Genomic DNA, 24,066 nt, shown 5'->3' with positions numbered 1-24,066 from the left:
GTCCGCGACGGCTGTTGGCCCGGGTGTCTTGTACGTGTCGAAAACGGATCAGTACCGGCTCTGAGTCTGCCCCCCAGCACTGACCACACAGGAAGGCACACTCATGCCCGAAACCGACCTGTACAGCCTGCCCATCGACGGCGCCGAGTTCCTCAAGGCGTGCGGGGGCAACACACACCCCGACGGCGAGGCCTGCGCCACGCTGGCGAAGATCGGGCCCGACGCTTGGGCGTTGGGTGACAGCAAGCGCCCCGGTGCGGAGCCGTTGCGCTTCACCACCGAGGAACTGGACGCGGCCGGTATCGACCCGGCCCGCTTCGGCCTGTCCGCCTGACGGTCATCCCTGACGCCCCCGGCCCTGGCTCACCCCCGAGAGACAGGGCCGGTCGGGCACCCCTCTTCTTCCTGCTCTGAACGGGACGACAGTTGCACCACCACGGTTACCTGTGGACCGGCTCCAAGCAACGGTTCGATGACGAGGCACTGAGGCGGCCTCCGCACCCTGATCCTCCTCCGGCCGATAGGCCGGAGCTGACCGCACGGTACAAGGAAGTGAAGGCGGAGTTCCCGACCGTGGACCTGCCACCGCTGGAAACGGCCCACTGGCTGATCAAGCCCGCGAAGTTGGTGCGTGGCACCTGGGAGGAGCCGAAGGAAGCGGCGGAATGGCTCGGGCAACAACTGACCGAGTACGCACCCCGGTTCGCCTCCGAGTCGGACCGTGACAGTACGCGGCTGGCACTACTGGTCCACTCCGCCGCTGAACGGCTGGGTTGGGGTGGAGACGTGTCCCACGGCTGCTACCTGGAGAGGCCCGTATTCCTGTCTGTAGCTCTGGTGGCGTGCTCCCCGAACCGTGCCGCACCGGATCTTGCCTGCCCGACTGCTGTCCACACCTGATGAGGGGAGCACCCCACGATGTCCCGTTCGATCCTGCGGTACACGAAGCATCGGATCACTCAGCATCCGGACACCGAGGTGACGTTCGAGGCGAAGTGCCTGACGTGTGCGGGCGGAGTAGGGCCGAAGCGACGAAAGAGCCCCGGCCAGAGGCCAGAAGTGGGCCGGGGCTCGCTTCGAGCACAGGCCGAAGTCGCCTGACGGATGCCACGCGAACGGCCCCCGGCAGGGCGCCGGGGGCCGTTGGCCCGAACGGACCGGAAGCCGATCGCAGTCCGTGAGCCACCGAAAGTGACCGTCGGCCTGCGAAGAACCGGTTACGGCAGGTTGCGCGCCATCACGATGCGCTGGACCTGGTTCGTGCCCTCGTAGATCTGCGTGATCTTCGCGTCGCGCATCATGCGCTCGACGGGGTAGTCACGGGTGTAGCCGTACCCGCCGAGGAGCTGCACCGCGTCCGTGGTGACCTCCATCGCCACGTCCGAGGCGAAGCACTTGGCGGCCGCGCCCTGGAAGGTGAGGTCCTTGTCACCGCGCTCGGACTTGGCCGCCGCCGTGTACGTCAGCTGGCGGGCGGCCTCGATCTTCATGGCCATGTCGGCGAGCATGAACTGAATGCCCTGGAAGTCCGCGATCGGCTTCCCGAACTGCTTGCGCTCCTTGACGTACCCCTTGGCGTAGTCGAGGGCGCCCTGGGCGATGCCGAGGGCCTGGGCCGCGATGGTGATGCGGGTGTGGTCCAGGGTCTTCATGGCGGTCGCGAAGCCCGTGCCCTCCTCGCCGATCATGCGGTCGGCGGGGATGCGGACGTTGTCGAGGTAGACCTCGCGGGTGGGGGAGCCCTTGATGCCGAGCTTCTTCTCCGGGGCGCCGAAGGAGACGCCTTCGTCGCCCTTCTCGACGACGAAGGCGCTGATGCCCTTGGAGCGCTTCTCCGGGTCCGTGACGGCCATGACCGTGTAGTACTCGGAGACGCCCGCGTTGGTGATCCAGCGCTTCACGCCGTTGAGGACCCAGAAGTCCCCGTCGCGCACGGCCTTCGTCTTCATGCCCGCCGCGTCCGAACCGGCGTCCGGCTCGGAGAGGCAGTAGGAGAACATGCCCTCGCCACCGGCGAGCGGCGTCATGTACTTCTTCTTCAGCTCCTCGGAGCCGGAGAGGATGACGGGCAGCGAGCCGAGCTTGTTCACGGCGGGGATCAGTGAGGAGCTGGCACAGACGCGCGCCACTTCCTCGATGACGATGACCGTCGCGAGGGCGTCGGCGCCCGCGCCGCCGTAGCTCTCGGGGACGTGCACGGCGTGCAGGTCGTTCGCGACCAGCGCGTCGAGGGCCTCCTGCGGGAAGCGGGCCTCCTCGTCCACCGCGGCGGCGAACGGCGCGATCTTCGCCTCGGCCAGCGAGCGGATCGCGTCACGGAGCATGTCGTGCTCCTCGGACGGGCGGTACAGGTCGAAATCAGCCGATCCGGCCAAGGTCTCTCACGCTCCAAGGACGCTAATTACCGTTAAGTAACCCAAATTTTAGTGGTGCCCCCCACGTAAGGGATACGTGAGCTTCGCGACAGCGTGAATCACACCCGGTGAGAGGCCGGGACACGCGCGACTATGCTCGTCAGCGCACTGAAGCCGCAGACCTCTGGAGCACCGCATGGCCCTCAAGATCACTGTGATCGGCACCGGCTATCTCGGCGCCACGCACGCCGCGGCCATGGCCGAACTCGGCTTCGAGGTGCTGGGTCTGGACGTCGTGCCCGAGAAGATCGAGATGCTCCAGCGGGGCGAGGTCCCCATGTACGAGCCCGGCCTGGAGGAGCTGCTGCGCAAGCACGTCGCGGGCATCGAGGGCTCCAGCGGACGGCTGCGCTTCACGATGGACTGGGCGGAGGTCGCGGACTTCGGCGACGTCCACTTCGTCTGCGTGAACACCCCGCAGAAGCACGGCGAGTACGCGTGCGACATGTCGTACGTCGACAACGCCCTGGAGTCCCTCGCCAAGCACCTCACCAAGTCGGCGCTCGTCGTCGGCAAGTCCACCGTCCCGGTCGGCAGCGCGGACCGGCTCGCGTCCCGCCTCGCGGAGCTCGCCCCGGCGGGCGACGCGGTCGAGCTGGCCTGGAACCCCGAGTTCCTGCGGGAGGGCTTCGCCGTCAAGGACACGCTGCACCCCGACCGGATCGTGGTCGGCGTGCGCAGCGAGCGCGCGGAGAAGCTCCTGCGCGAGGTGTACGCGGCGCCGATGGGGGAGGGCTCGCCCTTCATCGTCACGGACTTCCCGACCGCCGAGCTCGTGAAGACCTCGGCCAACTCCTTCCTCGCCACGAAGATCTCCTTCATCAACGCCATGGCCGAGGTCTGCGAGGCCGCGGGCGGCGACGTGGTGAAGCTGGCGGAGGCCCTCGGCCACGACGACCGGATCGGGAAGAAGTTCCTGCGGGCCGGGATCGGCTTCGGCGGCGGCTGCCTGCCCAAGGACATTCGCGCGTTCATGGCGCGGGCCGGTGAGCTCGGCGCGGACCAGGCCCTGACCTTCCTGCGCGAGATCGACTCCATCAACATGCGGCGCCGCGGCCAGATGGTCGAGATGGCGCGCGAGGCGCTCGGCGGCGGGTCCTTCCTCGGCAAGCGGGTCGCCGTCCTCGGCGCCACGTTCAAGCCGGACTCGGACGACGTGCGCGACTCCCCGGCCCTGAACGTGGCCGGGCAGATCCACCTCCAGGGCGGCCAGGTCACCGTCTACGACCCCAAGGGCATGGCGAACGCCCGCAGGCTCTTCCCCACCCTCGGCTACGCGGAGACGGCGCTGGACGCCGTCCGCGGCGCCGACGTCGTCCTGCACCTCACCGAGTGGCGCGAGTTCCGCGAGCTCGACCCGGCGGAGCTCGCCGCGGCGGCGGCCTCCCCGCTCATCCTGGACGGCCGCAACGCCCTGGACCCCGCGACGTGGCGGGCCGCGGGCTGGACGTACCGCGCGATGGGCAGGCCCGCGGCCTAGGGGGCTTCTTGGCGACCGGGACGGCTCACTCCTCCGGCCGGTCCGCCCCGTCCAGCCGGTCCGCCCCGTCCAGTCGGTCTATCGTCGCCGTCGACGCGGGCCGCCGTTCCCGCGTCGCCCGCGCCGTGAAGTCAGCGCCGCGCAGGGCGCGTTGGACGTTGCCCCAGGTGAGCAGCGCCAAGTCGGCCTCGGGCCAGCCGCGTTCGACGAGCTCGGCGACCAGCCGCGGGTAACCCGCCGCGTCCGCCAGGGACTCCGGGTGCGCCTCAAGGGTGTCGTACGTCCCGGAGAGCCCGACGCACTCCGGGCCCGCGACCCGGCGCACGTGATCGAGATGGTCCGCCACCGTGCGCACCGTGGGGCCGGTCCGCCCGGCGGCGAGCGGGACCAGGCACAGGCCCTTGGCGGCGCCGACCTCGGCGAGCAGCTCGTCCGAGAGGTTCGCCGGATGGTCGTACAGGGCGCGGGCCCCCGAGCGCATGAAGACCACCGGGGCCTTGGAGACGGCGAGCACCCGCCGCGCCGTCGCCTCGGAGGCGCCGGACAGGTCCGCGAGGACCCCGAGCCGGTTCATCTCCCTGACGACCTCCTCGCCGAACGGCGTCAGGCCGCCCGCACCCGCCCACGACGTGCCGCAGAGGGTGACCACGCACAGGCCCAGGCTGTGCATCGCCCGCAGCGTGCCGAGCGAGTCGCCGAGCGCGGCGCCGCGGGCCGGGCCGATCAGGGTGGCGATGCGGCCGCAGTTGCGTGCGTCGGCGGTCTCCGAGGCGTTGCGGGCGAGCCGCAGGGCCTCGGGGTGGGCGGCGACGACGTGCCGCACCAGGTCGATCTGTTCGAGCGTCGCGCGGACGGTGCGGTCGCCGCCCGGTCCTTCGGGCACGTGCACCGACCAGAACTGTGCGCAGACGCGGCCCGAGCGCAGCCGCGGGACGTCGCTCTCCAGTCCGCTGTCGCCGGTCTCGAAGTCGTGCCAGGGCAGCGCGCTCAGGGCCCACGGCAGCCCGCTGTACCCGTCGGCGACGGGGTGGGCGGCGAGCAGGGCGCGGGCGCGTTCCGCCGGGGAGGCACAGCGGACCGTCGCCGGACCGGGGTCGGGCCCGGTTTCGGGCACGGGATCGGGTGGGGCGAGGGCCTGGTCGAGCGCCCCCGCCTCGGCGGTGGTGTTGAGTTCCTCCTGCAGGTCTGCCATGGCAGGTGCTCCGGACGTCGGCGGGCGGCAGTTCCAACAAACCGTGGCACGGCACGGCCGGGGCTTCGCGGCGGACGGTGCGTTCGGGGTACGGGGCGCCGCCCGGGGACGCGAAAGGGCCCCGCCGGACGAATCGGCGGGGCCCTTCTGCGAGACGGGTCAGTCGCCCGAGACGGTGACCTTCTCGTCGTTGTTGAGCTCCTTGACCAGCTGCTTGACCTTGGCCTTGTCCCAGACGAGGTTGCTGCCGGTGGAGCCCGAGATCGGGATGTTCATCGACTTGCCGTCGCCGCCGGTCACGCCCTTCATCGCCCAGAACATGGAGGCCACGTCCAGCAGCCCCATGTCCTTGTCGACGATCAGCGTGTCCAGGCCCGCGCCCATCGTCGGGTAGAGCTTGAACGGGTTCATGACCGTGCCGGGCGTCGCCACCTGGTGGGCCAGGGACGCGAGGAACTTCTGCTGGTTCTTCGTACGGTCCAGGTCGCTGGAGAAGGCGTGCCGGGTGCGGACGAAGGCCAGGGCCTCCTGGCCGTTGAGCGTCTGCTTGCCCGCCTCGAAGTCGGCGCCCGACCACTTGTCCTTGAAGGCCTTGGGGATGTCCATCTCGACGCCGCCGACCGAGTCCACGATCTTGGCGAAGCCGCCGAAGCCGATCTCGGCGTAGTGGTCGATCTTGAGGCCGGTGTTGTACTCGACGGTGCGGACGAGCAGCTCGGGGCCGTCCTCCGCGTACGCCGCGTTGAGCTTCGTCTGGCGGCCCTGGTTCGGGTAGAGCTTGCCGGACTCGGCGCCCTTGAACGAGGGGATCGTGACGTTCGAGTCGCGGGGGAGCGAGATCATCGTGTTCCCGCCGTCGTCCGCGACGTGCAGGATCATCATCGAGTCCGTGCGCTTGCCCTCGGCGGAGCCCGTGTGGAGCTTCTTCTTGTCCTCCGCGGTCATGCCCTCGCGGCTGTCGGAGCCCACGATCAGGTAGTTCGTGCCGTCGCCGCCCTCGGGCCGCTCGATGACCTTGGAGAGGTCGACCTCGCGCTTGAGCTTGGAGTCGGCCCAGAAGTACGTGATCACGGAGGTCACGAGCAACACGCTGACCAGCGTGATCGCGGTCCACTTGATCCGCTTGCGCCAGTTCGGCGCGGGGCGCGCGGCGCGCGGCGGCTGTCCGTCACCGCCAGGGGGGCCACCGTCGCCAGGGCCGGGCCTGCCGTAGACCTGGCCGGTGTTGTAGCCGCTGTCGTAGCCCTGGTTCTGGTTCTGGGCGTACGGGTCCTGGCGCGCGGCGCGCGGCTCGAAGACCTGGTCGCGGGCGTCGCCGTACGGCTGCCCGTTCCCGCGCGGCTCGTCGTAGCCGTCGTAGCCGTCGTCGTACGCGGACTGCTGTGGGACGCCACCGGGCGGTGGTCCGGCCGGACGGGAGGACCGGCCTGGCTGGACGTGCCGCATCGCGCGGGCTCCCTCGGGCTGGGAGTTCCCGCTGCCGCGGCCGTATCCCCGGCCGCCCCCCTGATCGTCAGGCCAATCGCTCATGTGGCCCAGTCTGCCGTCTCGGGGGCCGTGCCTCACAGGGCGGTCGGGAATTCGGGTCACGGCTGTTGCAGAGCTGATGCAAAGCGGCCGGGGAGAGCTCGGACATACGTCCGGCATAGGGTGGAGGGCATGACAGACCAGGCTCCCCGTTCGGAATCGGAGATTCCGGGCAAGCCGACCTCGGCATCCCGCACCACGCTCAGCCACATCATGACCCACAACGACACCAACCTCCTCGGCACGGTGCACGGCGGCGTGATCATGAAACTGGTGGACGACGCGGCGGGAGCCGTCGCCGGACGCCACTCCGGCGGCCCCGCGGTCACCGCGTCGATGGACGAGATGGTGTTCCTCGAGCCGGTCCGCGTGGGCGACCTCGTTCATGTGAAAGCCCAGGTCAACTGGACCGGACGCAGCTCCATGGAGGTCGGCGTCCGAGTCCTTGCCGAGCGCTGGAACGAGTCGACGCCCGCCCAGCAGGTCGGCTCCGCCTATCTGGTCTTCGCCGCGGTCGACGCGGACGGCAAGCCCCGCACGGTCCCCCCGGTCGTCCCCGAGACCGACCGCGACCGCCGCCGCTACCAGGAGGCCCAGATCCGCCGCACCCACCGCCTGGCACGCCGCCGGGCGATCAAGGAGCTGCGCGAGTCCCGGGCGGCCGAGGGCTTCGAGGACTGACCTCAGGGAGCCCGTAGCCCGGAGCCCGGAGCCCGGACTCAGGAACAGACGACCTCGTCCCCGGTGACCGCCCCGAACTCTCCCTGACGCACGTCCTCGGCCCGCACCGGCCGTACCGCCTTGAAGTCCTTCCCCACGATCACCTTCAGCGTCGCCCCCTGCCCCTTCACCGGCCGCATCTGAGCCCCGGGCAACGCCGTGGCCAGGGCCTTCGCCGAGCGGTCCCACCGCGGGTCGTACGCGACGACGGTCCGCCCGAGGGGCTTCTCCTTGGCCCCGGGCACGTCCCCCGGCAGCCGCGAGGTCCGGAAATCGGTCCCCCGCAGCCCCGCGTCGACCTGCTTCCCGAGCCCCGGGGTCCCGGTGCCGTTCTCCACCTGCACCCGGATCTGCTGCGGCGCGACGCCGACCAGGGTGGCCCTTCCCTTGCCCCGGCGCACCGCGAGCGGACGGTCCTCGCGCAGCGCCGCGAACAGCTTCTCGGACCTCTCCGGGTGCCACCTCAGCGTCGACCCGATGCCCGGGATGTTCGTCCCCCTGGCGCTCAGCGGCACGGTCGTGAACTCCGACGACGACGGCGAGAAGCCCCGCATCGCCCGCCCGAGGTCGAGGATCTCGTCCGTCCCGAAGCCGTTGTCCGCACGGACCGCGCCGAGCAGCGTCCGTGTCACGTCGCGGAACTTGACCGGATTCAGCAGTACGCCGCTGCCCGTCGCCTTCGCGATGAGCGCCGCGAGGAAGCGCTGCTGGCGCTGCATGCGCCCGAGGTCCGACGCCCCGTCGACGTACCGGGAGCGGACGTACTGCAGCGCCTCGCCGCCGTTCATGAGGTGCGTGCCCTCCGCCAGGTTCAGGCCGGTGTGCGAGTCCTGCAGCGGCGTCGCCGTGCAGATCTCCACGCCGCCGAGCACGTCCACGGTCTTCATGAAGCTGGTGAAGTCGACCTCCAGGTAGTGGTCGATCTTGACCTTCGTCATGTGCTCGACGGTGCGCACCGTGAGGTTCGGGCCGCCCTCCGCGTACGCCGCGTTGATCTTGTTGGGGTGCTCGTGGTGCTTCTTGCGCGTGTTCCTGTCGGTGTGCGCGGGCAGATCCGCGTAGCTGTCCCGGGGCAGGCTCACGACGCTGGCCCGGTCCCGGTCCTCCGAGATGTGCACGATCATGATCGTGTCCGTGCAGTGACAGGGAGCGCCGCCGAGGCGGTACTTCTGCTTGTCCTCCGGCGAGAGCTTGTCGCGGCCGTCGGTGCCGACGAGCAGGACGTTCATGCCGTTGCCCGCCTCGGGCCTGTTCTTCATGTCCTTGAAGGCGTCGACCCGCTTGATGCCGGTGCCGAGGCTGCTCAGGACCGAGTGCCCGATGCCCGCCGCGACCAGGACCGTCACGGAGAAGGCGGTCGCCAGCCGCATCGCCCAGCGCGGCCGCCTCCGCCGCCCCGCGGGCGTCCGGGGAGCCCTCTCGGCCCGCGCGGCCCTCGGAGCCGGTGGGCGGGGGCGGCGCGGTGGCTGGGCGGGGGAGCGGCGGGGCGGTGTGGGCACGTGCGGGGCACCTCCGCGAGACGGGCCGTGGCCCGGTTGGGGACGAGCCGGTTAACCCTAGAAACGTAAGGCCATACGAAATGCGGCCCGGGGTAGCGACCCGGACGGCGCGCACCCGTGTCCCCCATTCGCGGTAACGTGACGCGTGATGAACGCGAAGTCTGAGGTGCAGCCTCCAGCCGTATCCGTGATCATGCCCGTCCTCAACGAGGAGCGGCATCTGCGCGAGGCCGTGCACGCGATCCTGCAGCAGGAGTACGCGGGCGAGATGGAGGTCGTCGTCGCGCTCGGCCCCTCCACCGACCGCACGGACGAGATCGCCGCCGAGCTGGTCCGCGAGACCGAATCGAATGCCTGGGGGCGGGTGCACACGGTCCCCAACCCGACCGGGCGCACGCCCGCGGCGCTCAACGCCGCGATCAAGGCGTCCCGTCACCCGATCGTGGTGCGCGTCGACGGCCACGCCGCGCTCTCGCCCGGCTACATCACCACCGCCGTGCGCCTCCTGGAGGAGACCGGCGCGATGAACGTCGGCGGCATCATGCACGCCGAGGGGCAGAACGACTGGGAGCACGCGGTCGCCGCCGCCATGACGTCGAAGATCGGCGTGGGCAACGCCGCCTTCCACACCGGAGGCGACGCCCAGCAGGCCGAGACGGTCTACCTGGGCGTGTTCCGCCGCGAGGCCCTGGAGCAGCAGGGCGGCTACAACGAGGAGTTCATCCGCGCCCAGGACTGGGAGCTGAACTTCCGCATCCGTGAGGCCGGCGGCATGATCTGGTTCTCGCCCGAGCTGAAGGTCTCGTACCGCCCGCGGCCGAGCGTGAAGGCGCTCGCCAAGCAGTACAAGGACTACGGCCGCTGGCGCCACGTCGTCGCCCGCTACCACGAGGGCTCCATCAACCTCCGCTACCTCGCGCCGCCGACCGCGGTCTGCGCGATCGCCGCGGGCATCGTGGTGGGCGCGGCCCTCACGCCGTGGGGCTTCGTGATCCCCGGCGGCTACCTCGCGGCGATCGCCGCAGGGTCCGTCCCCGCGGGCAAGGGCCTGCCCCTGAAGGCACGCCTGCAGATCCCGGTGGCGCTCGCGACCATGCACATGTCGTGGGGCTGGGGCTTCCTGACCAGCCCGCGCTCGCTGGCCAAGCGGGTCATCGCCTCGCGCCGCCCGGCGGTCCTCGGCGGGACCCAGGAGACGCAGGAGGCCTGAGAAGGCTCCCGCACCACGCAGAAGGGGCCCCGGCAGTGTGCCGGGGCCCTTCGTGCGTCCTGGGCGGCTACCAGGTGAAGGTCGGGTCCACCTTCATGCACGCCTTCTTGTCGGACCCGCTCAGCGCATCGGCGGAATCCGGCGTCCTGTCGTCCTTCTTCTTCCTCTTGGGCGGGGTGTCGCCCTCGCGCCAGTCGGCGCCGACGACCAGCGTCACCCCGGACACGTCCGTCGACTTCTTCGCCGCGCTCAGCGGCAGCCCGAGGGACTTGGCGATCCGCTGGGCGTCGCCCTCCAGATCCGCGCTGGGATAGCGGACGACCGTCTGCTCCTCGGCCAGTGCCGTCGTCGTGTCCGGCGTCGCCTTCTTGAAGCCCTTGCCCGCCATGAGCTGGGCCACCGTGGTCGCCCGGCCGCTGACCGGGGGCTCCACGTCGCTGCGCGTGCCGTTCTGGACCTGCACCGCGATCTCGTCGTCCGCGGCGGCCGGGTCGTCCGACACCTTCTCCTTGGCGGGCTTCTTCTTGCCCTTGCCGTCCAGCGGTACGTCGTCGCGGACCAGGCGGAAGAGCTGCTCCGCGTCCTCGGGCTTGGGGACGACGCGCGCACCGACGTAGTCGAACGGCATGGTCGTCATCGTCGTACGGCTCGGCGAGACCTTCTTGAGCTCGTTGCCCAGGTCGTACAGCCTCTTGGGGCTGCCCAGGCCGTCGTCGACCGTCAGCGCGCTCGTCGCCTTCTCGGCCAGCTTGCGCAGCTGGTTGGGGCTGGTCAGGCCGGTGTTCTCGCGGAGCTTGCGGACCAGCGCGTTCATGTACATGTGCTGGGCCTTGGCGCGGCTGATGTCGGTGCCGCCCTCGAAGCCGTAGCGGGTGCGCAGCCACTGCAGGGCCTGCTCGCCCTTGACGTCCGTGGTGCCCTTCTTCAGCTTCAGGCCCGAGCCGTGGCCCTCGCTGTCGCGCGAGTGGATGTTCTTGTCCACGCAGACCGGTACGCCGCCGATGGCGTCCGCCATGGAGACCACACCCGAGAAGTCGACCATCATGAAGTGGTTGATGTGGATGTTGGTGAGCTTCTCCCAGGTGGCGACCGTGCAGCCGGGGCCGCCGCGGCCCAGCGACTCGTTCGTCATGTACTTCGGGCCGGTCTGCGGATAGACCTTGCCGTCGTCAGGGTCGGTGCACTTGGGGATCTGCAGCAGGGTGTCGCGCGGCATGCTGACGACCGACATGTTGGAGCGGTCGGCCGAGAGGTGCAGCAGCATCTGGACGTCCGCGAGGGGCGGTGAACCGAAGGTCTCCTTGGCGCCGCCGAGCTTCTGGTTCGCCTTGGAGTCCCGCGCGTCCGACCCGATCAGGAGGATGTTCAGCGGCGTCTGGCCCGCGGCGTTCGGCGTGGGCTCGGGGGCCCGGTGGTCGCCGAGGTTCAGGACGTCCGTCTCCAGGTTGCCGTTGAGGTGCTGGTAGTAGAGGTATCCGGCGCCGGCCGTGCCGAGTATCAGGACCGACAGGATCGTCGCCGACCAGCGGAGCACGCGGCGCTTCCGGCGCGGCGGGCGCGCACCGCGGCCCGCGCCCCGGCGATGTCTCGCGCCGCCCTCCGGGGGATCGTCGCCCTTGTCCTGGGACTTCCCCGAGCGGCCCTCCCCGCCTTTGGAGCCCTGCTGCGTACCGGCGGGTGCACCGTCCTGCGTGCCCTCGTCCCAGCCGTGATCACTTGCGTGCGGAGCGCGTTGTCGCGCCCCCTCCTTACGCACGCTGTTCTGCCTCATCCCCAGCCCCTCCCCGCCCATTCGTGAACTGCGGTCGCCCTGCGGCGCCTTGGCGCATTGTTAGACGCAGAACGACCGCTTCAGGTCACTTGGCGCACATAACCTTGTCCGCTTCGACCTTCTTGATGTCCTTAGGTGCCTTCGAAGAAGCATCAATGGGCACCCCCGCGCCCTTGAAGTCTCCGCCGAGCGTCAGCTTCATGGCCGGGAGGCCCTGTGCGTTCTTCTCGCTCTTGCCAGGCTTCAGGGCGGCGCCGGACAGACCCATGATGTCGGCGAGCCGACGGGCCTGGTCCGCCTGGTCAGGCGCGTACTCGAGCGTCGTCTTCTTGATGTCCGAGGGCGCGTTGCCCAGTTGGCTGGACTTGAGCACGCCCTCATTGTTCTGCAGCCACGTGAGAGTTGTCTGAGCGGCGCCGGTCTTCCCACTGCCGTTGTAGAGGTCGACGCGCACCTCGGAGGGGTCGGCCTTGGAGCCCTTGAGGCGGGCCGCCACCGCGGCCTTCTCCTTCTTCTCCTTCTTCTTCACCACGGTCAGCGATTCGTCGGCGCGCATCATCGAGAACAGCTGCTCGGCCTTGGTCGGGTCCGGCACGACCGTGGTGTGGACCTTCTCGGCGGGGTTGTCGATGACCGGCACCGTGGCGAAGCTCAGGTTCTTCATGTCGAGCTTGCCGAGCTCCATGCCGAGGTCCTTGAGCTTCATTATGTCGGCGATCTTGGAGTCGACGGTGAGGGCCTTGGTGCCGGACTCCGCGAGACTGATCATCTTCTTCGGGCTGGAGAGGGTGTCGTTCGACTTGAGCTTGCGCATCAGCGAGCTCAGGAACTGCTGCTGCAGCTCGATCCGGCTCAAGTCGCCGCCCGTGCCCACCGAGTGCCGGGTGCGGACGAACGCGAGCGCGTCCTCGCCCTCGATCGTGTGCTCGCCCTTGGGCAGCTTCAGGTGCGACTTGGGGTCGTCGATGTCCTTGGCCAGGCACACGTCCACGCCGCCGACCGCGCTGGAGAGCGTCTTCACCGCGTTGAAGTCGGCCACCATGAAGTGGTCGGGCGTGATGCCGGTGATCTTCGTGACGGTGCGCATGGTGCAGCTGGGCGTGCGGTCGTACTGGCCGAGGCTCTCGTTGAACCGCACGTTCGGCGTGCCGGGGATGTTCTTCGTGCTGCCGTCCTTCTGCTTCGTCGGGCAGTCCGGAACGTCGATGATCATGTCGCGCGGGATGCTCAACGCGGTCGCGTTCGTCCGGTCCTTGGAGACGTGCAGCAGGATCGTCGTGTCCGCGTGACCGACGCTGCCCTCGTCGCCGTAGCCCTTGTTGCCGCTGCCGCTGCGCTTGTCGGTGCCCATCACCAGGATGTTGATGGCCCGGTCCTTGCTGAAGCCGCCGGTGCTCGCGCCGTCATCGTCTATCGACGTGATGTTGTCGTTGAGGTGCTGGTAGTAGAGGTAGCCGCCGGTGCAGCCCGCGACGAGCAGGAAGGCCAGCGTGCCGCCCGTCCAGATCATCACCTTCTTGCCCTTGGACTTCCCCTTGCCCTTGGACTTGCGGGAATTCTGCTTGCGTCGGCCGCCGGAGCCCGGCTCCGGCTCCTTCACGCGTCGCCTGCGCTGCCCCGGCACCTCACGGCGCTCGTCGCGCTCGTCGGGGCGGGAGCGCTCACGGCCCGGTGCGGAGCGGCCACGGCCGCCCGTACGGGATGACGATCCACGGGGTCCTGGCACCGGTGACTGCCCTGCGGAGGGGCTCAGTCGCAGTTCGTAGTCACCGGTATCCGGGTTGAGAACCCATTGGTCTGCGGGGTCGATGTTCTCCGCCCGCCCACGGCCTTGCGCGTCCACGGTTGTTTGCGTCCTCCGTCGGGGCCACGCGGCGCCTTTCCCCCTCAAGAAGGCGCTCGGTCAGTCGTTCCATCGGTGCATGGCCGAGAGGGCCTTGGCGCACCGGATCGCTCACACTATCCGCCCAGTTCAGCGTCGAACGACGTCGGTGACAAATTCCACTCCCCTACAACTGGGCAATCCGCCCTATTTCTTTGTGGGGCGAGCCCTTCCCTTGGGGAGCGTTTTACTCGCAGCTCGTTCCCGCGGCCGTGTTGCCCCGGAATGTCGGCGCGGGTGACGGCGTATGTGAAGGGTCGTCCGGCTTCTCGTCGCTCCACTCCTCGCCGGAGTCGTCGTACTCCTCCTCGTAGGAGGAGTCCTCTTGCGCCGACTCGGCCGACTGGTCCGAGGAGTCCCGCCCCGCCTGTTCCGCGGGCTTCTGCGGGGTCACGGCCACCGGAGTGTCCGTGCGAAGGCGCGTGAAGAGCCGTGCCGCCGCGGGCTCGACGAGCTCGTCGCGATTGGCGTCGTACGTGTACGACTGCCGGGGCACGGTGAGGAACTGCACCCGTTCTGTGGGGATATTGCGCATGCCGCGCACCAGTTCGTACAAACCCCGCAAGCTCGCCAGTCCCGGGTCGGTGGTGAGCGAAGAAGTCGCCGCATCGAGAACGGGATAGAGCTTCGTCGGATTCAGCAGGACGTCATTGCTCTGCACCTTGTTGACGAGGGCGCCCAGGAACTCCTGCTGGCGGTCCATCCGGTCGGTGTCGCTGCCATTGCCGAGACTCTTGCGGGCCCGCACATAACCCAGCGCCTGTTCGCCGTTGAGGGTCCGCAGCCCCGGTGCGAGCTTCACGTGCGCGTCGGTGTCGTCGATCGGCTCCCGGAGGCAGACCCGCACGCCGTCGACCGCGTCGACCATGTCCTTGAACCCCGCGAAGTCCACGACCATGTGGTGGTCGACGCGGATGTCCGTGAGCTTCTCGACGGTACGGATCGTGCAGGCCGTCCCGCCGAACTCGAAGGCCCAGTTGAACTGCGCGAACTGGGCGTCGGTCCGGGTGCCGTCCGGCTTGCGGCAGCCCGGGATGTCCACCATCAGGTCGCGTGGGATCGACACGGCGGTCGCGCTCTGCCGGTCGGCCGCCAGGTGCAGCAGGATGGTGGTGTCCGAGCGCTGGGTGCCCGGATCCCTCCCGTACTTGCGGTTTCCCTTACCGGCGCGGGTGTCGGAGCCGAGCAGCAGGATGTTCTGCGCGTCCTGCACCAGCGGTGTCGGGCGCTCCTTCTCGTAGCGCGCCAGCTCGGCGGCCGCGTCCGTGTCCTCGGTGATGTTCCCGTTGAGCTTCTGGTACGCCGCCCACCCCACGCCCCCCGCGCCGAGCACGAGGACGGCGACGCCGATGGCGGTGTAGCGCAGCCAGCGACGCCTGCGCCGGACGGTACCCGCCCCGGTGGGGCTCGCACCCGCCCCCGGCCCGTACGCGCCCTTCGGCTCAGGCCCGACGCCGTCCGCCCCGGAGGGCATGCCTGCGTTCTCGCTCACGTGTGCGTCCACCCCTCATGGCTGCGTCGGTCCGTAGTGCGTCCACTACGACCATGGCCCGACGAGCCGCCGGGGGCCTCTGGACCAGCACCCACACTGCGCCGAACGGGGGACGACCGCCCCAGGGGCGCGAGGAACGGCGCGCCCAGCCACAACGAACCCGCAGACGACCGCTTCAGGGACGCGCTTCAGGGGCGCGGGGAACTGCGCAAAACCCACGACGAACCCGCACCCGAAAGCGGACCCACCCCGGGAAGGGGGGCCATCCAAGGCCTCGGACAGGCCCTAAGGCCGGATCACACCCACCCGCTCATCCTCGACCCGCTTCGCCAGCCCACCCTCAGCCAGCCGCCCCAAATTCCGGCACAGAACCACCGACCCGCCCACAGCCAGCGCCCCGTACAGCCCCACACTGAGCCCGTCCCAGGTCCCGTACGACTGCCCGGACAGCACCCGGGACCCGGCCTCGATCCCGAGCCGCCCCGCATCCGCCCGCGCCCGCGCCACGAGCTCCGAGCCCGTCAGCTCGACCCCGTCCACCACGAGGGCGGTCTCGTCCGGGTCCACGGGCGCGTACGGAGCGAACCGGTCCCCCTGCCCCGGCACCTCCACCGCGTAATCGGCGAAGCCCACCGGCGGCTGCGGAAAGCGCCCGCCGAGCGGCCGCAGCGCGAGCGCCACCCGCTCCCCGGAGCAGGCGCGCGCGGCGTCGAGCGAGTCGGGCCCGCTGACGACGAGGTCCGCCGAAGCCGGATCGCCGCCCACGTCCGCGACCACGCCCACCGACGAACAGGCGAGCAGCCACACGGCCGTCTGCCAGTGCGCGGGCAGCAGCAGAACGGCCCGGTCGCCCGGCTCGGCGGCAAGGTCGCCCTGGAGCAGATTGGCGGTCTTGGCCACCCAATTGGCGAAGGTGGCCACGGACAATTCCACGCGCTCACCGGTGGCGTCGTCGTAGAAGGTGACCAGTGGGCGGGCCGGGTCCGAGGCGAGCGCGGATCGCAGCAGGTCGGCAGGGGTGCGGTCGTTGGCGTTCACGGGCGCAAGGGTACGCGGGCCGCCGCGTACCCCCGGCGTGGCGGGGGAGCGCGGGTGGCTGGATCGCCCACACTTGGCCGACGGGCCGTCAGTTTACCAATGGACAGAAATGCACCGTTATGCCAACGATCGTACGTATGCGTGGATTTCTAGCTTCCTCGATCGGCGTCACGTGCGCGGCCGCCCTGGCCCTGCCCCTCTCCCTGCCGTCGTCCGGCGCCCGAGCCGCGGCGCCCGACGCACCGTCGGCCGCCGGGCCCGCCGCGGAGGCGGTCCCCGGCAGCACCCAGTCCATCCCGCTCGCCTCCCTCGGTTCCGATCGCGCGCTCGGCTCGGCCGGGGCGCGCGAACAGGGCCTGGACCGACGCGATGTCCACCCCTTCTCCCTGGTGGGCGTCGTCTGGAACGACCCCGAAGCGGAACTGCACGGCACCATCCAGGTCCGCACCCGCGCGACCGGCACCACCACCTGGTCGGGCTGGCAGCGCGTGGAGCCCCACAACCACGAACACGCCGCCGACCCCGGCACCCCCGAGCGCGGCGGCGGCGCGGTCCGCGGCTCGACCGCACCGCTGTGGGTAGGCGACTCGGACGGCGTCGAGATCCGCGTACGTCCGGAGCAGGCCGCCACCACAGGCACCACCGCCACCACGGACACCACCACAGGCACCACCACCACAGGCACCACCACCACAGGCACCTCCGCCCCCACGAACCGCGCCGCCGTCACCCCCTCCAGGGCCTCCCTCCCCGAAGGCCTGCGCCTCGAACTCGTCGACCCGGGCGACGAACCGCCGCCGAAGGGCCCCCAGGCCGAAGCGTCGCGCGCCTCCGCGACGAGCGCCCAGTCCGCCGCCTCCGCCTCCGCCGCCTCCTCCGCCGTCAACGCGGACCTCGCGCCCATCGGCGCCTCGGTGATCCCCGCGCTGACCAAGCGGCAGACGGAGGCCGACCTGACCGCCGCGCGCGGCGGCGTCGAGGCGGTCGCCAAGGGCGGCGGCAAGTCCGGCAGCAAGGCGGGGCCCTACGTCGGCCCGCGCCCGCGCATCATCACGCGCAAGGGCTGGGGCGCCGACGAGAAGCTCCGCGAGAAGGACTTCGCGTACACGAAGACGGTGAAGGCCGCCTTCGTGCACCACAGCGCGTCCGGCAACTACTACCGCTGCTCACAGTCCGGAGCGGTGCTCCGCAGCATCTACCGCTTCCACGTCAAGAGCAGTGGCTGGCGTGACTTCGGCTACAACTTCGCCGTCGACCGCTGCGGAAACATCTACGAAGGACGTGCCGGAGGTGTGGCCAAGCCGGTCCTGGGGGCCCACACTCTCGGGTTCAACACCAACAGCATGGGCATCGCCGTCCTCGGCACGTACAGCTACTCCAATCCGCCGAAGGCAGCCGTGGACGCCGTCGCCCGGCTGACCGCGTGGAAGCTCGGCCTGTACGGCGCCAATCCGCGCGGAACCACCTACCTGAAGTCCGGCGGTGGCAACCTGTACAAGAAAGGCAAGAACGTCCGGCTCCGAGTGATCTCCGGTCATCGGGACGGATTCGCCACCGAGTGCCCCGGTAGCCGCCTGTACAACAAGCTCGGCAAGGCCCGGGCCACCTCGGCCCGCTTCCAGGGCCGCTGAGGTCCGGGCACCCGCTCGATCCGCACGACCTGCACGACCTGCACATCCGTCTGCATACACTGGCCGGCCGAAACTCATGTTCGGCCGGCCCCAGCAGGAAGCAGAGACGACAGGTGACAGAAGCGATCCTCCTGGTCGGCGGCAAGGGAACCCGGCTGCGGCCCCTCACGGTCCACACCCCCAAGCCGATGGTCCCGGCGGCAGGTGTCCCGTTCCTCACCCATCAGCTGGCGCGGGCCCGCGCGGCGGGCGTGGACCACATCGTCCTCGCCACCTCCTACCTCGCCGAGGTCTTCGAGCCGTACTTCGGGGACGGCTCGGCCCTCGGCCTCCACATCGAGTACGTCACGGAGACCGAGCCCCTCGGCACGGGCGGCGCCATCCGCAACGTGGCGTCGCGGCTGCGCTCGGACCCGGACGACCCGGTCCTGATCTTCAACGGCGACATCCTCACGGGCCTGGACATCCGCGCCCTCGTCGCCACCCACGAGGAGTCCGGCGCCGACGTCTCGCTGCACCTCACGAAGGTCGACGACCCGCGCGCCTACGGCCTGGTCCCCACCGACGAGACCGGCAGGGTCACCGCCTTCCTGGAGAAGCCGCAGACCCCCGAGGAGATCGTCACCGACCAGATCAACGCGGGCGCGTACGTGTTCCGCCGCTCGGTCATCGACACGATCCCCACGGGCCGCCCCGTCTCGGTCGAACGCGAGACCTTCCCCGACCTCCTCGCCTCCGGCGCCCACCTCCAGGGCATGGTCGACTCGACGTACTGGCTGGACCTCGGCACGCCCCAGGCGTTCGTACGCGGCTCGGCCGACCTGGTCCTCGGCCGCGCCCCCTCCCCGGCGGTCCCCGGCCGCTGCGGCGAGCACCTGGTCCTGCCCAGCGCCTCCGTCGCCCCCGACGCCAAGCTCACCGGCGGCACGGTGGTCGGCGAGCACGCGCAGGTCGGAGAGGGCGCGCGGATCTCCGGCAGCACGATCCTGTCCGGCGCGGTCATCGAGCCCGGCGTGGTCGTCGCGGACTCCCTGATCGGCGCGGGGGCCCGCGTCGGCGCCCGCTCGACGCTCTCGGGGACGGTGATCGGGGACGGCGCGACCGTCGGCGCCGACAACGAGCTGCGCGACGGCGTACGCGTCTGGTGCGAGGCGACGCTGCCTGCGGGCGCGGTCCGCTTCTCCTCGGACCAGTAAGGCGTACGTCCGCTCCCTCACCCTCTACCCTCGTACAGATGTCGTCCCGTTTCGCCCCGCGCCCCACACGCACCACCGTGCGCGGGGGCGAGACGGCCGTGCCCGAGGGCGTCCCGCGCCAGTCGACCGCGGCGCTGTCCCGCACCTGGCAGCCGCCCTTCCCGCTGGACCTGGGCCTGACCCTGGGCCCGCTGCGCCGCGGCCCGGCGGACCCCACGTTCCGTACGACGCCGGACGGCTCGGTCTGGCGCGCGAGCCGCACGCCGCAGGGCGCGGGCACCCTCCGGGTCGCCGCGCGCGGCGGTTCGGTGGAGGCGGAGGCGTGGGGCCCGGGCGCGGCCTGGCTCCTCGACCAACTGCCCGCGCTCCTGGGCGAGTCGGACGACCCCGGTCTGTTCACCCCGCGCCACCGCCTGGTCGCCGCGACGGCCCATCGCCGCCCGGGCCTGCGGCTGACCCGTACGGGCCTGGTCCTGGAATCCCTGATCCCGTCGATCCTGGAGCAGAAGATCACGACGGAGGAGGCCTACCGGGCCTGGCGCCTCCTGGTCCGCAAGTACGGCGAGCCCGCCCCCGGCCCGACCCCCGCCCAGGCCCGCATGCACGTGATGCCGGACCCACGCGCCTGGTCCCTCATCCCCTCCTGGGAGTGGCACAAGGCGGGCGTCGACAACAAGCGGGCGTCCACGATCCTGCGCGCGGTCGCCCGGGCGTCCCGCCTGGAGGAAGCGGCGTCGATGGACCCCCCTCAGGCCCAGGCCCGCCTGGAACTCATCCCCGGCATCGGCCCCTGGACCTCGGCGGAAACGGTCCAACGCAGCAACGGCGCCCCCGACGCGGTGACGATCGGCGACGTCCACCTCCCCGGCATCATCGGCCACGCCCTGGCAGACAACAGAGACGCGAACGACCCCGAAATGCTCGCCCTCCTGACCCCCTACGAGGGCCAACGCCACAGAGCCACCCGCCTGATCCTCCTGAGCGGCAGAACCCCACCCCGAAGAACCCCCAAAATGCGAAAAACAAACATCGCCACTTGGTGACCCCCTGCCCCCTCCCAGGGACACACAGCCGACGACGCGATGTCAGGGGCGCGGTGTCAGAGGCGCGATGTCGGGCGGAGCGATGTCAGGGGCGCGGGGAACTGCGCAAAAAACCCACGGCGCCGCACCAAGCAACGAACGACAGCCAAAGCCCCCAGGGGCGCGGGGAACTCCGCAAAAACCACTCAAGGCCCCCCGGCCAGAACCTAGCGAACAGCGAAGAAGTCCTCCACCACCCGCCCGCCCCGCGAGGCCGCCTCACCCACCGGATGCCCCACAGCCACCGCCCCCATCGGATCCCAGGACCCCGGCAACCCCAGAACCTCCCGCACCACATCCCGACAGAACATCGTCGACGAAACCCACGCGGACCCGAGCCGCTCCCCGGCCAACGCGACCAGGAAGTTCTGCACCCCCGCCCCCATCGCGACGACGAACATCTCCCGCTCGGCCGCATCCCGCCGCGCGTCCCCGTACGTGTGGGAGCCGTCCGTCACCAGACAGGGCACCACCAGATAGGGCGCCTTGCGCAGCACGTCCCCGCGCCGCACCCGCTTGGCGATGGACTCCTCCGACTTCCCGTCCCGCCGCAGATCGGCGATCCACGCGTCCCGCATCGCGTCGAGCAGCTCGACCCGGGACGCGGCGGACTCCAGGAGCACGAAGCGCCAGGGCGTCGTGTGGTGCGGCGCGGGCGCGGTGATCGCCGCGGCCACGGCCCGCCGCACCGCACCTGGGTCGACCTCCTCGTCCGTGAACTCCCGGACGGTCCGCCGCCGCGTCACCGCTTCCCGTACCGCCTCGGACGTACCGAGCCGGAACATGTCGTCGCGAGCATCGCGCACCAACGCCCGGGCGCCTTCGTCCGCGGAGCCGTCCCCCGAGCCACCCGCCACCGCGACCGGCAGCCCCCGCACCACAGCGACCGGCAGCCCTGCGGCCTTGCCCTTCACGAGGTCGCCCGCGGCGGCGAGTTCGTCCGCGGTGGCGACGACGGTCGCGCTGAGCGGATTGCCGTACGCGTCCTGGCCGCCCCGCAGGTCGTCGAGGACCCGCACGCCCGCGGCCCCGATGGCGACGTCGGTGAGCCCGGCCCGCCAGGGCCGCCCGAACGTGTCGGTGACGAGGACGCCCACGTCGACACCGAGCGCGTCCCGCAGCCCGTCGCGCACCGCGCGGGCCGACGCGTCGGGGTCGGTGGGCAGCAACAGAACGGTTCCCGCGGGAGTGTTGGACGCGTCGACCCCGGCCGCGGCCATCACGAGCCCCTGCCGGTTCTCGACGATGCGCAGGGTCCCGCGGCGCGCCACGACCCGTACGGTCTCGGCGTCGATGGCCGCCTCGCGGTCCGCCGCCTCGACGATCCGGCCCTCGGCCTTGCTGACGATCTTGGAGGTGACCAGCACGACATCACCGTCGGCGAGCCCCGGCTCGGCGGCCGCGATCAGCTTGGCGAGGTCGTCGCCCGCCCGCACCTCGGGCAGTCCGGGCACGGCCCACACGCTGTACGACGGTGGTGTCACGCGCGGACCTCCGAGGCCAGCGCGAGGGCTTCGCGCGCCATCTGTGCGGTGGTGTCGAGGTCGCTCATCATCAGCGGCACGGCCCGGCACCGGATCCCGGCGCTCTCCACCTGCTCGACCACGCCCGCGTCGACGCTGTCGACGAGCCAGCCGTCGAGCAGACCGCTTCCGTAGTGCTCGGCGACGGCGGCGGCGCTGGTCTCCACGCCGACGGCGGCGAGCATCTTGTCGGCCATGCCTCGCACGGGGGAGTCGCCGACGATGGGGGAGAGGCCGACCACCGGTACGCCCGCGTCGGCGATGGCCTCGCGGATGCCGGGCACGGCGAGGATGGTGCCGACGCTGACGACCGGGTTGGACGGCGGGAAGAGCACGATGTCGGCCTCGGCGATGGCCTCCAGGACGCCGGGCGCCGGCTTGGCCTGCTCGGCGCCGACGGGCACCACGGCGTGCGCGTCCACGGAGGCGCGGAGCCGCACCCAGTACTCCTGGAAGTGCACGGCCTTCTGCTCGCCGTCCACGGTGACGGCGACGTGCGTCTCGATGCGGTCGTCCGACATGGGGATGAGCCGCACCCCGGGCTGCCACCGCTCGCACAGCGCCTCCGTGACGGCGCTGAGCGGATATCCGGCGCCCAGCATCTGCGTCCGCACGATGTGCGTGGCGAAGTCGCGGTCGCCGAGCCCGAACCACTCGGGCCCGACGCCGTAGGCCGCGAGCTCTTCCTTGACCTTGAACGTCTCGTCCGTACGCCCCCAGCCCTGTTCTTCGTTGATGCCGCCGCCGAGCGTGTACATCACGGTGTCCAGGTCGGGGCAGACCTTCAGCCCGAACAGGTGAATGTCGTCACCGGTGTTGCCGATGACCGTGATGTCCGCGTCGGGCGCGGCCTTCTTGAGCCCGCGCAGGAAACGGGCGCCGCCGATGCCGCCGGCCAGAACAACAATGCGCATAACCACCAGCATGTCAGGCGGGTACGACACCGTGTCAGGCGGTTACGACATCCTCCGCGATGTCCGGCGCGACGGCGGCGGCGCACTGGGCCGAGTGCATCGGCATCTCGGTGAGGCCGGGGTAGTAGATGTGCAGGCTGACGGCGGGTTCGAGGGAGTCGTTGACGACTTCGTGGACGTACCCCGGCGCGAAGACGCGTTGCGCGCCCGCGCCGAGCGCCCGCGTGCCCCGGTCCGTGCGCTCGGTCAGCTCGCCCTCCAGGAGGGTGAGGACGCCGGAGGAGCGCCCGTGGTCGTGCAGCCCGCTGCCCTGACCCGGCACCCAGGAGAGCAGCCACACCTCGTAGCCGGGGCCTGTCGTGAGGCGGTGGTACCAGCGGCTTGTGGCGTCGTACTGGACGAGGTGCTCCCACTGGGAGCGGTCGGCGGCGATGGTGCGGGCGAGGCCGACGAACTCGGCCACCGTGGCCGGGTGCTCGCGGGCGGGCTGCAGGAGGTGTGGGACTTCGAGGATGTCGCCGGCGATCTGGAGGTCGCTGTCGCTGTTCATCGTACGGTGGTTCCTCAACGTAAGAGTGCTGGGATCTCGCGAAGGAAGGTGGAGCGCAGAGAGCGGGTGCCGGGCCGCGGAGGCCCGGGAGGACGCGAAAGAAGTGAAGCGGGGAAAGCGGCTCGACAGCTGGAGAAACTCAACAGCTGGAGCAGGAACAGCAACAGCGCGCGTGGGCAGCACCGATGGACCCGCTGGTGCGGGTCATCGAAAGAGCCATGTTCGCGAGCATGCCCACCAGGACAGCGCCTCACACCTTCGGTGTCAACTCGGTGTCCACTATGTGGAATATGTTTCACCTCATCCGGTTGTTCTGTCAGGCGAAAGGTTTGTGCAGACGTCGCTCCGGACACATCGCGCAGCAACCGGCACTCAAACATCGACGTCTTTCTCCGTGAGGCCCGACCGGCTGAAGTTCGACTGAGATCACGTTTCAGGGGAACGCGTTTGCGGGGTGCCGGACGGGCTGCCGAACGGTGTCATGGTTTAGGCCGATTTGAACACTTTCCGCACAGCCTTGGTTCCGCAGAGTGAATAAGGGGCCCAATAGCAGATCTCGGCTTGACTGGCCCGGATCAGCACACTTGTAATTTCACTCGTGTCGTTCAGCCGAAATCGGTAACGGCCGCACCACGGGGACGCACAGACAGACGAGGGGCGCACATGACCGAGCTGGTTCAGGAACTGCTGGTCGAGGACGCGGACGAGGAACTCGGCTGGCAGGAGCGCGCACTGTGCGCCCAGACCGACCCCGAGTCCTTCTTCCCCGAGAAGGGCGGCTCCACGCGCGAGGCCAAGAAAGTCTGCCTCGCCTGCGAAGTCCGTTCGGAATGCCTTGAGTATGCACTCGCGAACGACGAACGATTTGGTATCTGGGGCGGCTTGTCGGAGCGCGAACGCCGCCGGCTGAAGAAGGCCGCGGTCTGAAAACCCCGACGGCATGCC

General features: G+C 70.4%; 20 protein-coding genes. 9 read left to right on the top strand and 11 right to left on the bottom strand.

The annotated features are described in order from the left end of the window. Positions 1-103: 103 nt before the first annotated feature. Positions 104-334: a DUF397 domain-containing protein gene (locus AC068B_RS16175; RefSeq protein ID WP_478672133.1), complete on the top strand. Its 231-nt coding sequence runs from the start codon at positions 104-106 to the stop codon at positions 332-334. A gap of 92 nt (positions 335-426) precedes the next feature. Next, complete coding sequence (locus tag AC068B_RS16170; protein WP_478672131.1) at positions 427-900, top strand: hypothetical protein; 474 nt, start codon at positions 427-429, stop codon at positions 898-900. 317 nt (positions 901-1,217) lie between these two features. Here AC068B_RS16170 and AC068B_RS16165 read toward each other — a convergent pair whose 3' ends face one another. Further along, a complete protein-coding gene (locus AC068B_RS16165; RefSeq protein ID WP_356262829.1) occupies positions 1,218-2,375 on the bottom strand; it encodes an acyl-CoA dehydrogenase in 1,158 nt (385 codons plus the stop codon). A gap of 175 nt (positions 2,376-2,550) precedes the next feature. Here AC068B_RS16165 and AC068B_RS16160 point away from each other — a divergent pair, with 175 nt between their 5' ends. Beyond that, positions 2,551-3,894, top strand: coding sequence for a UDP-glucose dehydrogenase family protein (locus AC068B_RS16160; RefSeq protein WP_478672130.1), 1,344 nt, complete (start codon positions 2,551-2,553; stop codon positions 3,892-3,894). A 25-nt stretch (positions 3,895-3,919) separates the two neighbouring features. Here AC068B_RS16160 and AC068B_RS16155 read toward each other — a convergent pair whose 3' ends face one another. Both AC068B_RS16155 and AC068B_RS16150 read right to left on the bottom strand, forming a co-directional pair. Next, positions 3,920-5,086, bottom strand: a complete 1,167-nt coding sequence (locus AC068B_RS16155; protein WP_478672128.1) for a dipeptidase — start codon at positions 5,084-5,086, stop codon at positions 3,920-3,922. 159 nt (positions 5,087-5,245) lie between these two features. Continuing rightward, on the bottom strand, positions 5,246-6,616 hold the full coding sequence (locus AC068B_RS16150; RefSeq protein WP_478672127.1) for an LCP family protein: 1,371 nt from the start codon (positions 6,614-6,616) through the stop codon (positions 5,246-5,248). A 129-nt stretch (positions 6,617-6,745) separates the two neighbouring features. Between AC068B_RS16150 and AC068B_RS16145 the strand changes: the two genes are divergently transcribed. After that, the gene (locus tag AC068B_RS16145) at positions 6,746-7,294 is read left to right on the top strand and encodes an acyl-CoA thioesterase (RefSeq protein WP_356262817.1); all 549 of its coding nucleotides are present in this window, start codon (positions 6,746-6,748) and stop codon (positions 7,292-7,294) included. Positions 7,295-7,332: 38 nt separating this feature from the next. Here AC068B_RS16145 and AC068B_RS16140 read toward each other — a convergent pair whose 3' ends face one another. Continuing rightward, positions 7,333-8,832: an LCP family protein gene (locus tag AC068B_RS16140; RefSeq protein WP_478672125.1), complete on the bottom strand. Its 1,500-nt coding sequence runs from the start codon at positions 8,830-8,832 to the stop codon at positions 7,333-7,335. A 148-nt stretch (positions 8,833-8,980) separates the two neighbouring features. Between AC068B_RS16140 and AC068B_RS16135 the strand changes: the two genes are divergently transcribed. Continuing rightward, positions 8,981-10,042 (top strand): glycosyltransferase family 2 protein, encoded by a 1,062-nt coding sequence (locus tag AC068B_RS16135; RefSeq protein WP_356262815.1) that lies wholly within the window; start codon positions 8,981-8,983, stop codon positions 10,040-10,042. A gap of 67 nt (positions 10,043-10,109) precedes the next feature. Here AC068B_RS16135 and AC068B_RS16130 read toward each other — a convergent pair whose 3' ends face one another. The 4 genes from AC068B_RS16130 to AC068B_RS16115 all read right to left on the bottom strand — a co-directional run bounded on the left by AC068B_RS16130 (position 10,110) and on the right by AC068B_RS16115 (position 16,225). After that, positions 10,110-11,813, bottom strand: coding sequence for an LCP family protein (locus AC068B_RS16130; protein ID WP_478672124.1), 1,704 nt, complete (start codon positions 11,811-11,813; stop codon positions 10,110-10,112). 85 nt (positions 11,814-11,898) lie between these two features. Next, positions 11,899-13,656 (bottom strand): LCP family protein, encoded by a 1,758-nt coding sequence (locus AC068B_RS16125; RefSeq protein ID WP_478672123.1) that lies wholly within the window; start codon positions 13,654-13,656, stop codon positions 11,899-11,901. A gap of 226 nt (positions 13,657-13,882) precedes the next feature. Beyond that, positions 13,883-15,169: an LCP family protein gene (locus tag AC068B_RS16120; protein WP_478672710.1), complete on the bottom strand. Its 1,287-nt coding sequence runs from the start codon at positions 15,167-15,169 to the stop codon at positions 13,883-13,885. 303 nt (positions 15,170-15,472) lie between these two features. Further along, complete coding sequence (locus AC068B_RS16115; RefSeq protein WP_478672121.1) at positions 15,473-16,225, bottom strand: TIGR03089 family protein; 753 nt, start codon at positions 16,223-16,225, stop codon at positions 15,473-15,475. A gap of 137 nt (positions 16,226-16,362) precedes the next feature. Here AC068B_RS16115 and AC068B_RS16110 point away from each other — a divergent pair, with 137 nt between their 5' ends. From AC068B_RS16110 to AC068B_RS16100, 3 genes are all read left to right on the top strand, one after another. Next, on the top strand, positions 16,363-17,856 hold the full coding sequence (locus tag AC068B_RS16110) for a peptidoglycan recognition protein family protein (protein WP_478672120.1): 1,494 nt from the start codon (positions 16,363-16,365) through the stop codon (positions 17,854-17,856). Positions 17,857-17,969: 113 nt separating this feature from the next. Continuing rightward, complete coding sequence (gene manB / locus AC068B_RS16105; protein WP_478672119.1) at positions 17,970-19,052, top strand: mannose-1-phosphate guanylyltransferase; 1,083 nt, start codon at positions 17,970-17,972, stop codon at positions 19,050-19,052. Between the two features lie 38 nt (positions 19,053-19,090). Then, complete coding sequence (locus AC068B_RS16100) at positions 19,091-20,095, top strand: DNA-3-methyladenine glycosylase family protein (RefSeq protein ID WP_478672117.1); 1,005 nt, start codon at positions 19,091-19,093, stop codon at positions 20,093-20,095. A 206-nt stretch (positions 20,096-20,301) separates the two neighbouring features. Here the strand turns inward: AC068B_RS16100 and AC068B_RS16095 are convergent, their stop codons facing one another. Genes AC068B_RS16095 through AC068B_RS16085 form a run of 3 tightly spaced genes read right to left on the bottom strand, consistent with a single transcriptional unit; the run spans position 20,302 to position 23,121 of the window. Further along, entirely contained in the window at positions 20,302-21,618 is a 1,317-nt protein-coding gene (locus AC068B_RS16095; RefSeq protein ID WP_478672116.1) for a coenzyme F420-0:L-glutamate ligase, read from the bottom strand. Then, positions 21,615-22,571, bottom strand: coding sequence for a 2-phospho-L-lactate transferase (gene cofD, locus AC068B_RS16090; RefSeq protein WP_356262794.1), 957 nt, complete (start codon positions 22,569-22,571; stop codon positions 21,615-21,617). Before cofD ends, AC068B_RS16095 begins: the two co-directional genes overlap by 4 nt. A 34-nt stretch (positions 22,572-22,605) precedes the next feature. Then, positions 22,606-23,121 (bottom strand): cysteine dioxygenase, encoded by a 516-nt coding sequence (locus AC068B_RS16085; RefSeq protein WP_478672115.1) that lies wholly within the window; start codon positions 23,119-23,121, stop codon positions 22,606-22,608. Positions 23,122-23,784: 663 nt separating this feature from the next. Between AC068B_RS16085 and AC068B_RS16080 the strand changes: the two genes are divergently transcribed. Continuing rightward, entirely contained in the window at positions 23,785-24,048 is a 264-nt protein-coding gene (locus tag AC068B_RS16080) for a WhiB family transcriptional regulator (protein ID WP_016642094.1), read from the top strand. Positions 24,049-24,066 lie beyond the last annotated feature (18 nt).

This window comes from Streptomyces sp. NPDC042371 (assembly GCF_056437465.1).
The sequence above is the reverse complement of the archived record's forward strand: the minus strand, read 5'-3'. Positions and strand labels throughout refer to the sequence as shown.

Coding starts and splice junctions, on each gene's coding strand:
- AC068B_RS16175 (WP_478672133.1), top strand. CDS start 104: ATGCCCGAAACCGACCTGTACAGCCTGCCCATCGACGGCGCCGAGTTC.
- AC068B_RS16160 (WP_478672130.1), top strand. CDS start 2,551: ATGGCCCTCAAGATCACTGTGATCGGCACCGGCTATCTCGGCGCCACG.
- AC068B_RS16155 (WP_478672128.1), bottom strand. CDS start 5,086: ATGGCAGACCTGCAGGAGGAACTCAACACCACCGCCGAGGCGGGGGCG.
- AC068B_RS16150 (WP_478672127.1), bottom strand. CDS start 6,616: ATGAGCGATTGGCCTGACGATCAGGGGGGCGGCCGGGGATACGGCCGC.
- AC068B_RS16145 (WP_356262817.1), top strand. CDS start 6,746: ATGACAGACCAGGCTCCCCGTTCGGAATCGGAGATTCCGGGCAAGCCG.
- AC068B_RS16135 (WP_356262815.1), top strand. CDS start 8,981: ATGAACGCGAAGTCTGAGGTGCAGCCTCCAGCCGTATCCGTGATCATG.
- AC068B_RS16130 (WP_478672124.1), bottom strand. CDS start 11,813: ATGAGGCAGAACAGCGTGCGTAAGGAGGGGGCGCGACAACGCGCTCCG.
- AC068B_RS16120 (WP_478672710.1), bottom strand. CDS start 15,169: ATGCCCTCCGGGGCGGACGGCGTCGGGCCTGAGCCGAAGGGCGCGTAC.
- AC068B_RS16110 (WP_478672120.1), top strand. CDS start 16,363: ATGCGTGGATTTCTAGCTTCCTCGATCGGCGTCACGTGCGCGGCCGCC.
- AC068B_RS16100 (WP_478672117.1), top strand. CDS start 19,091: ATGTCGTCCCGTTTCGCCCCGCGCCCCACACGCACCACCGTGCGCGGG.
- cofD (WP_356262794.1), bottom strand. CDS start 22,571: ATGCGCATTGTTGTTCTGGCCGGCGGCATCGGCGGCGCCCGTTTCCTG.
- AC068B_RS16085 (WP_478672115.1), bottom strand. CDS start 23,121: ATGAACAGCGACAGCGACCTCCAGATCGCCGGCGACATCCTCGAAGTC.
- AC068B_RS16080 (WP_016642094.1), top strand. CDS start 23,785: ATGACCGAGCTGGTTCAGGAACTGCTGGTCGAGGACGCGGACGAGGAA.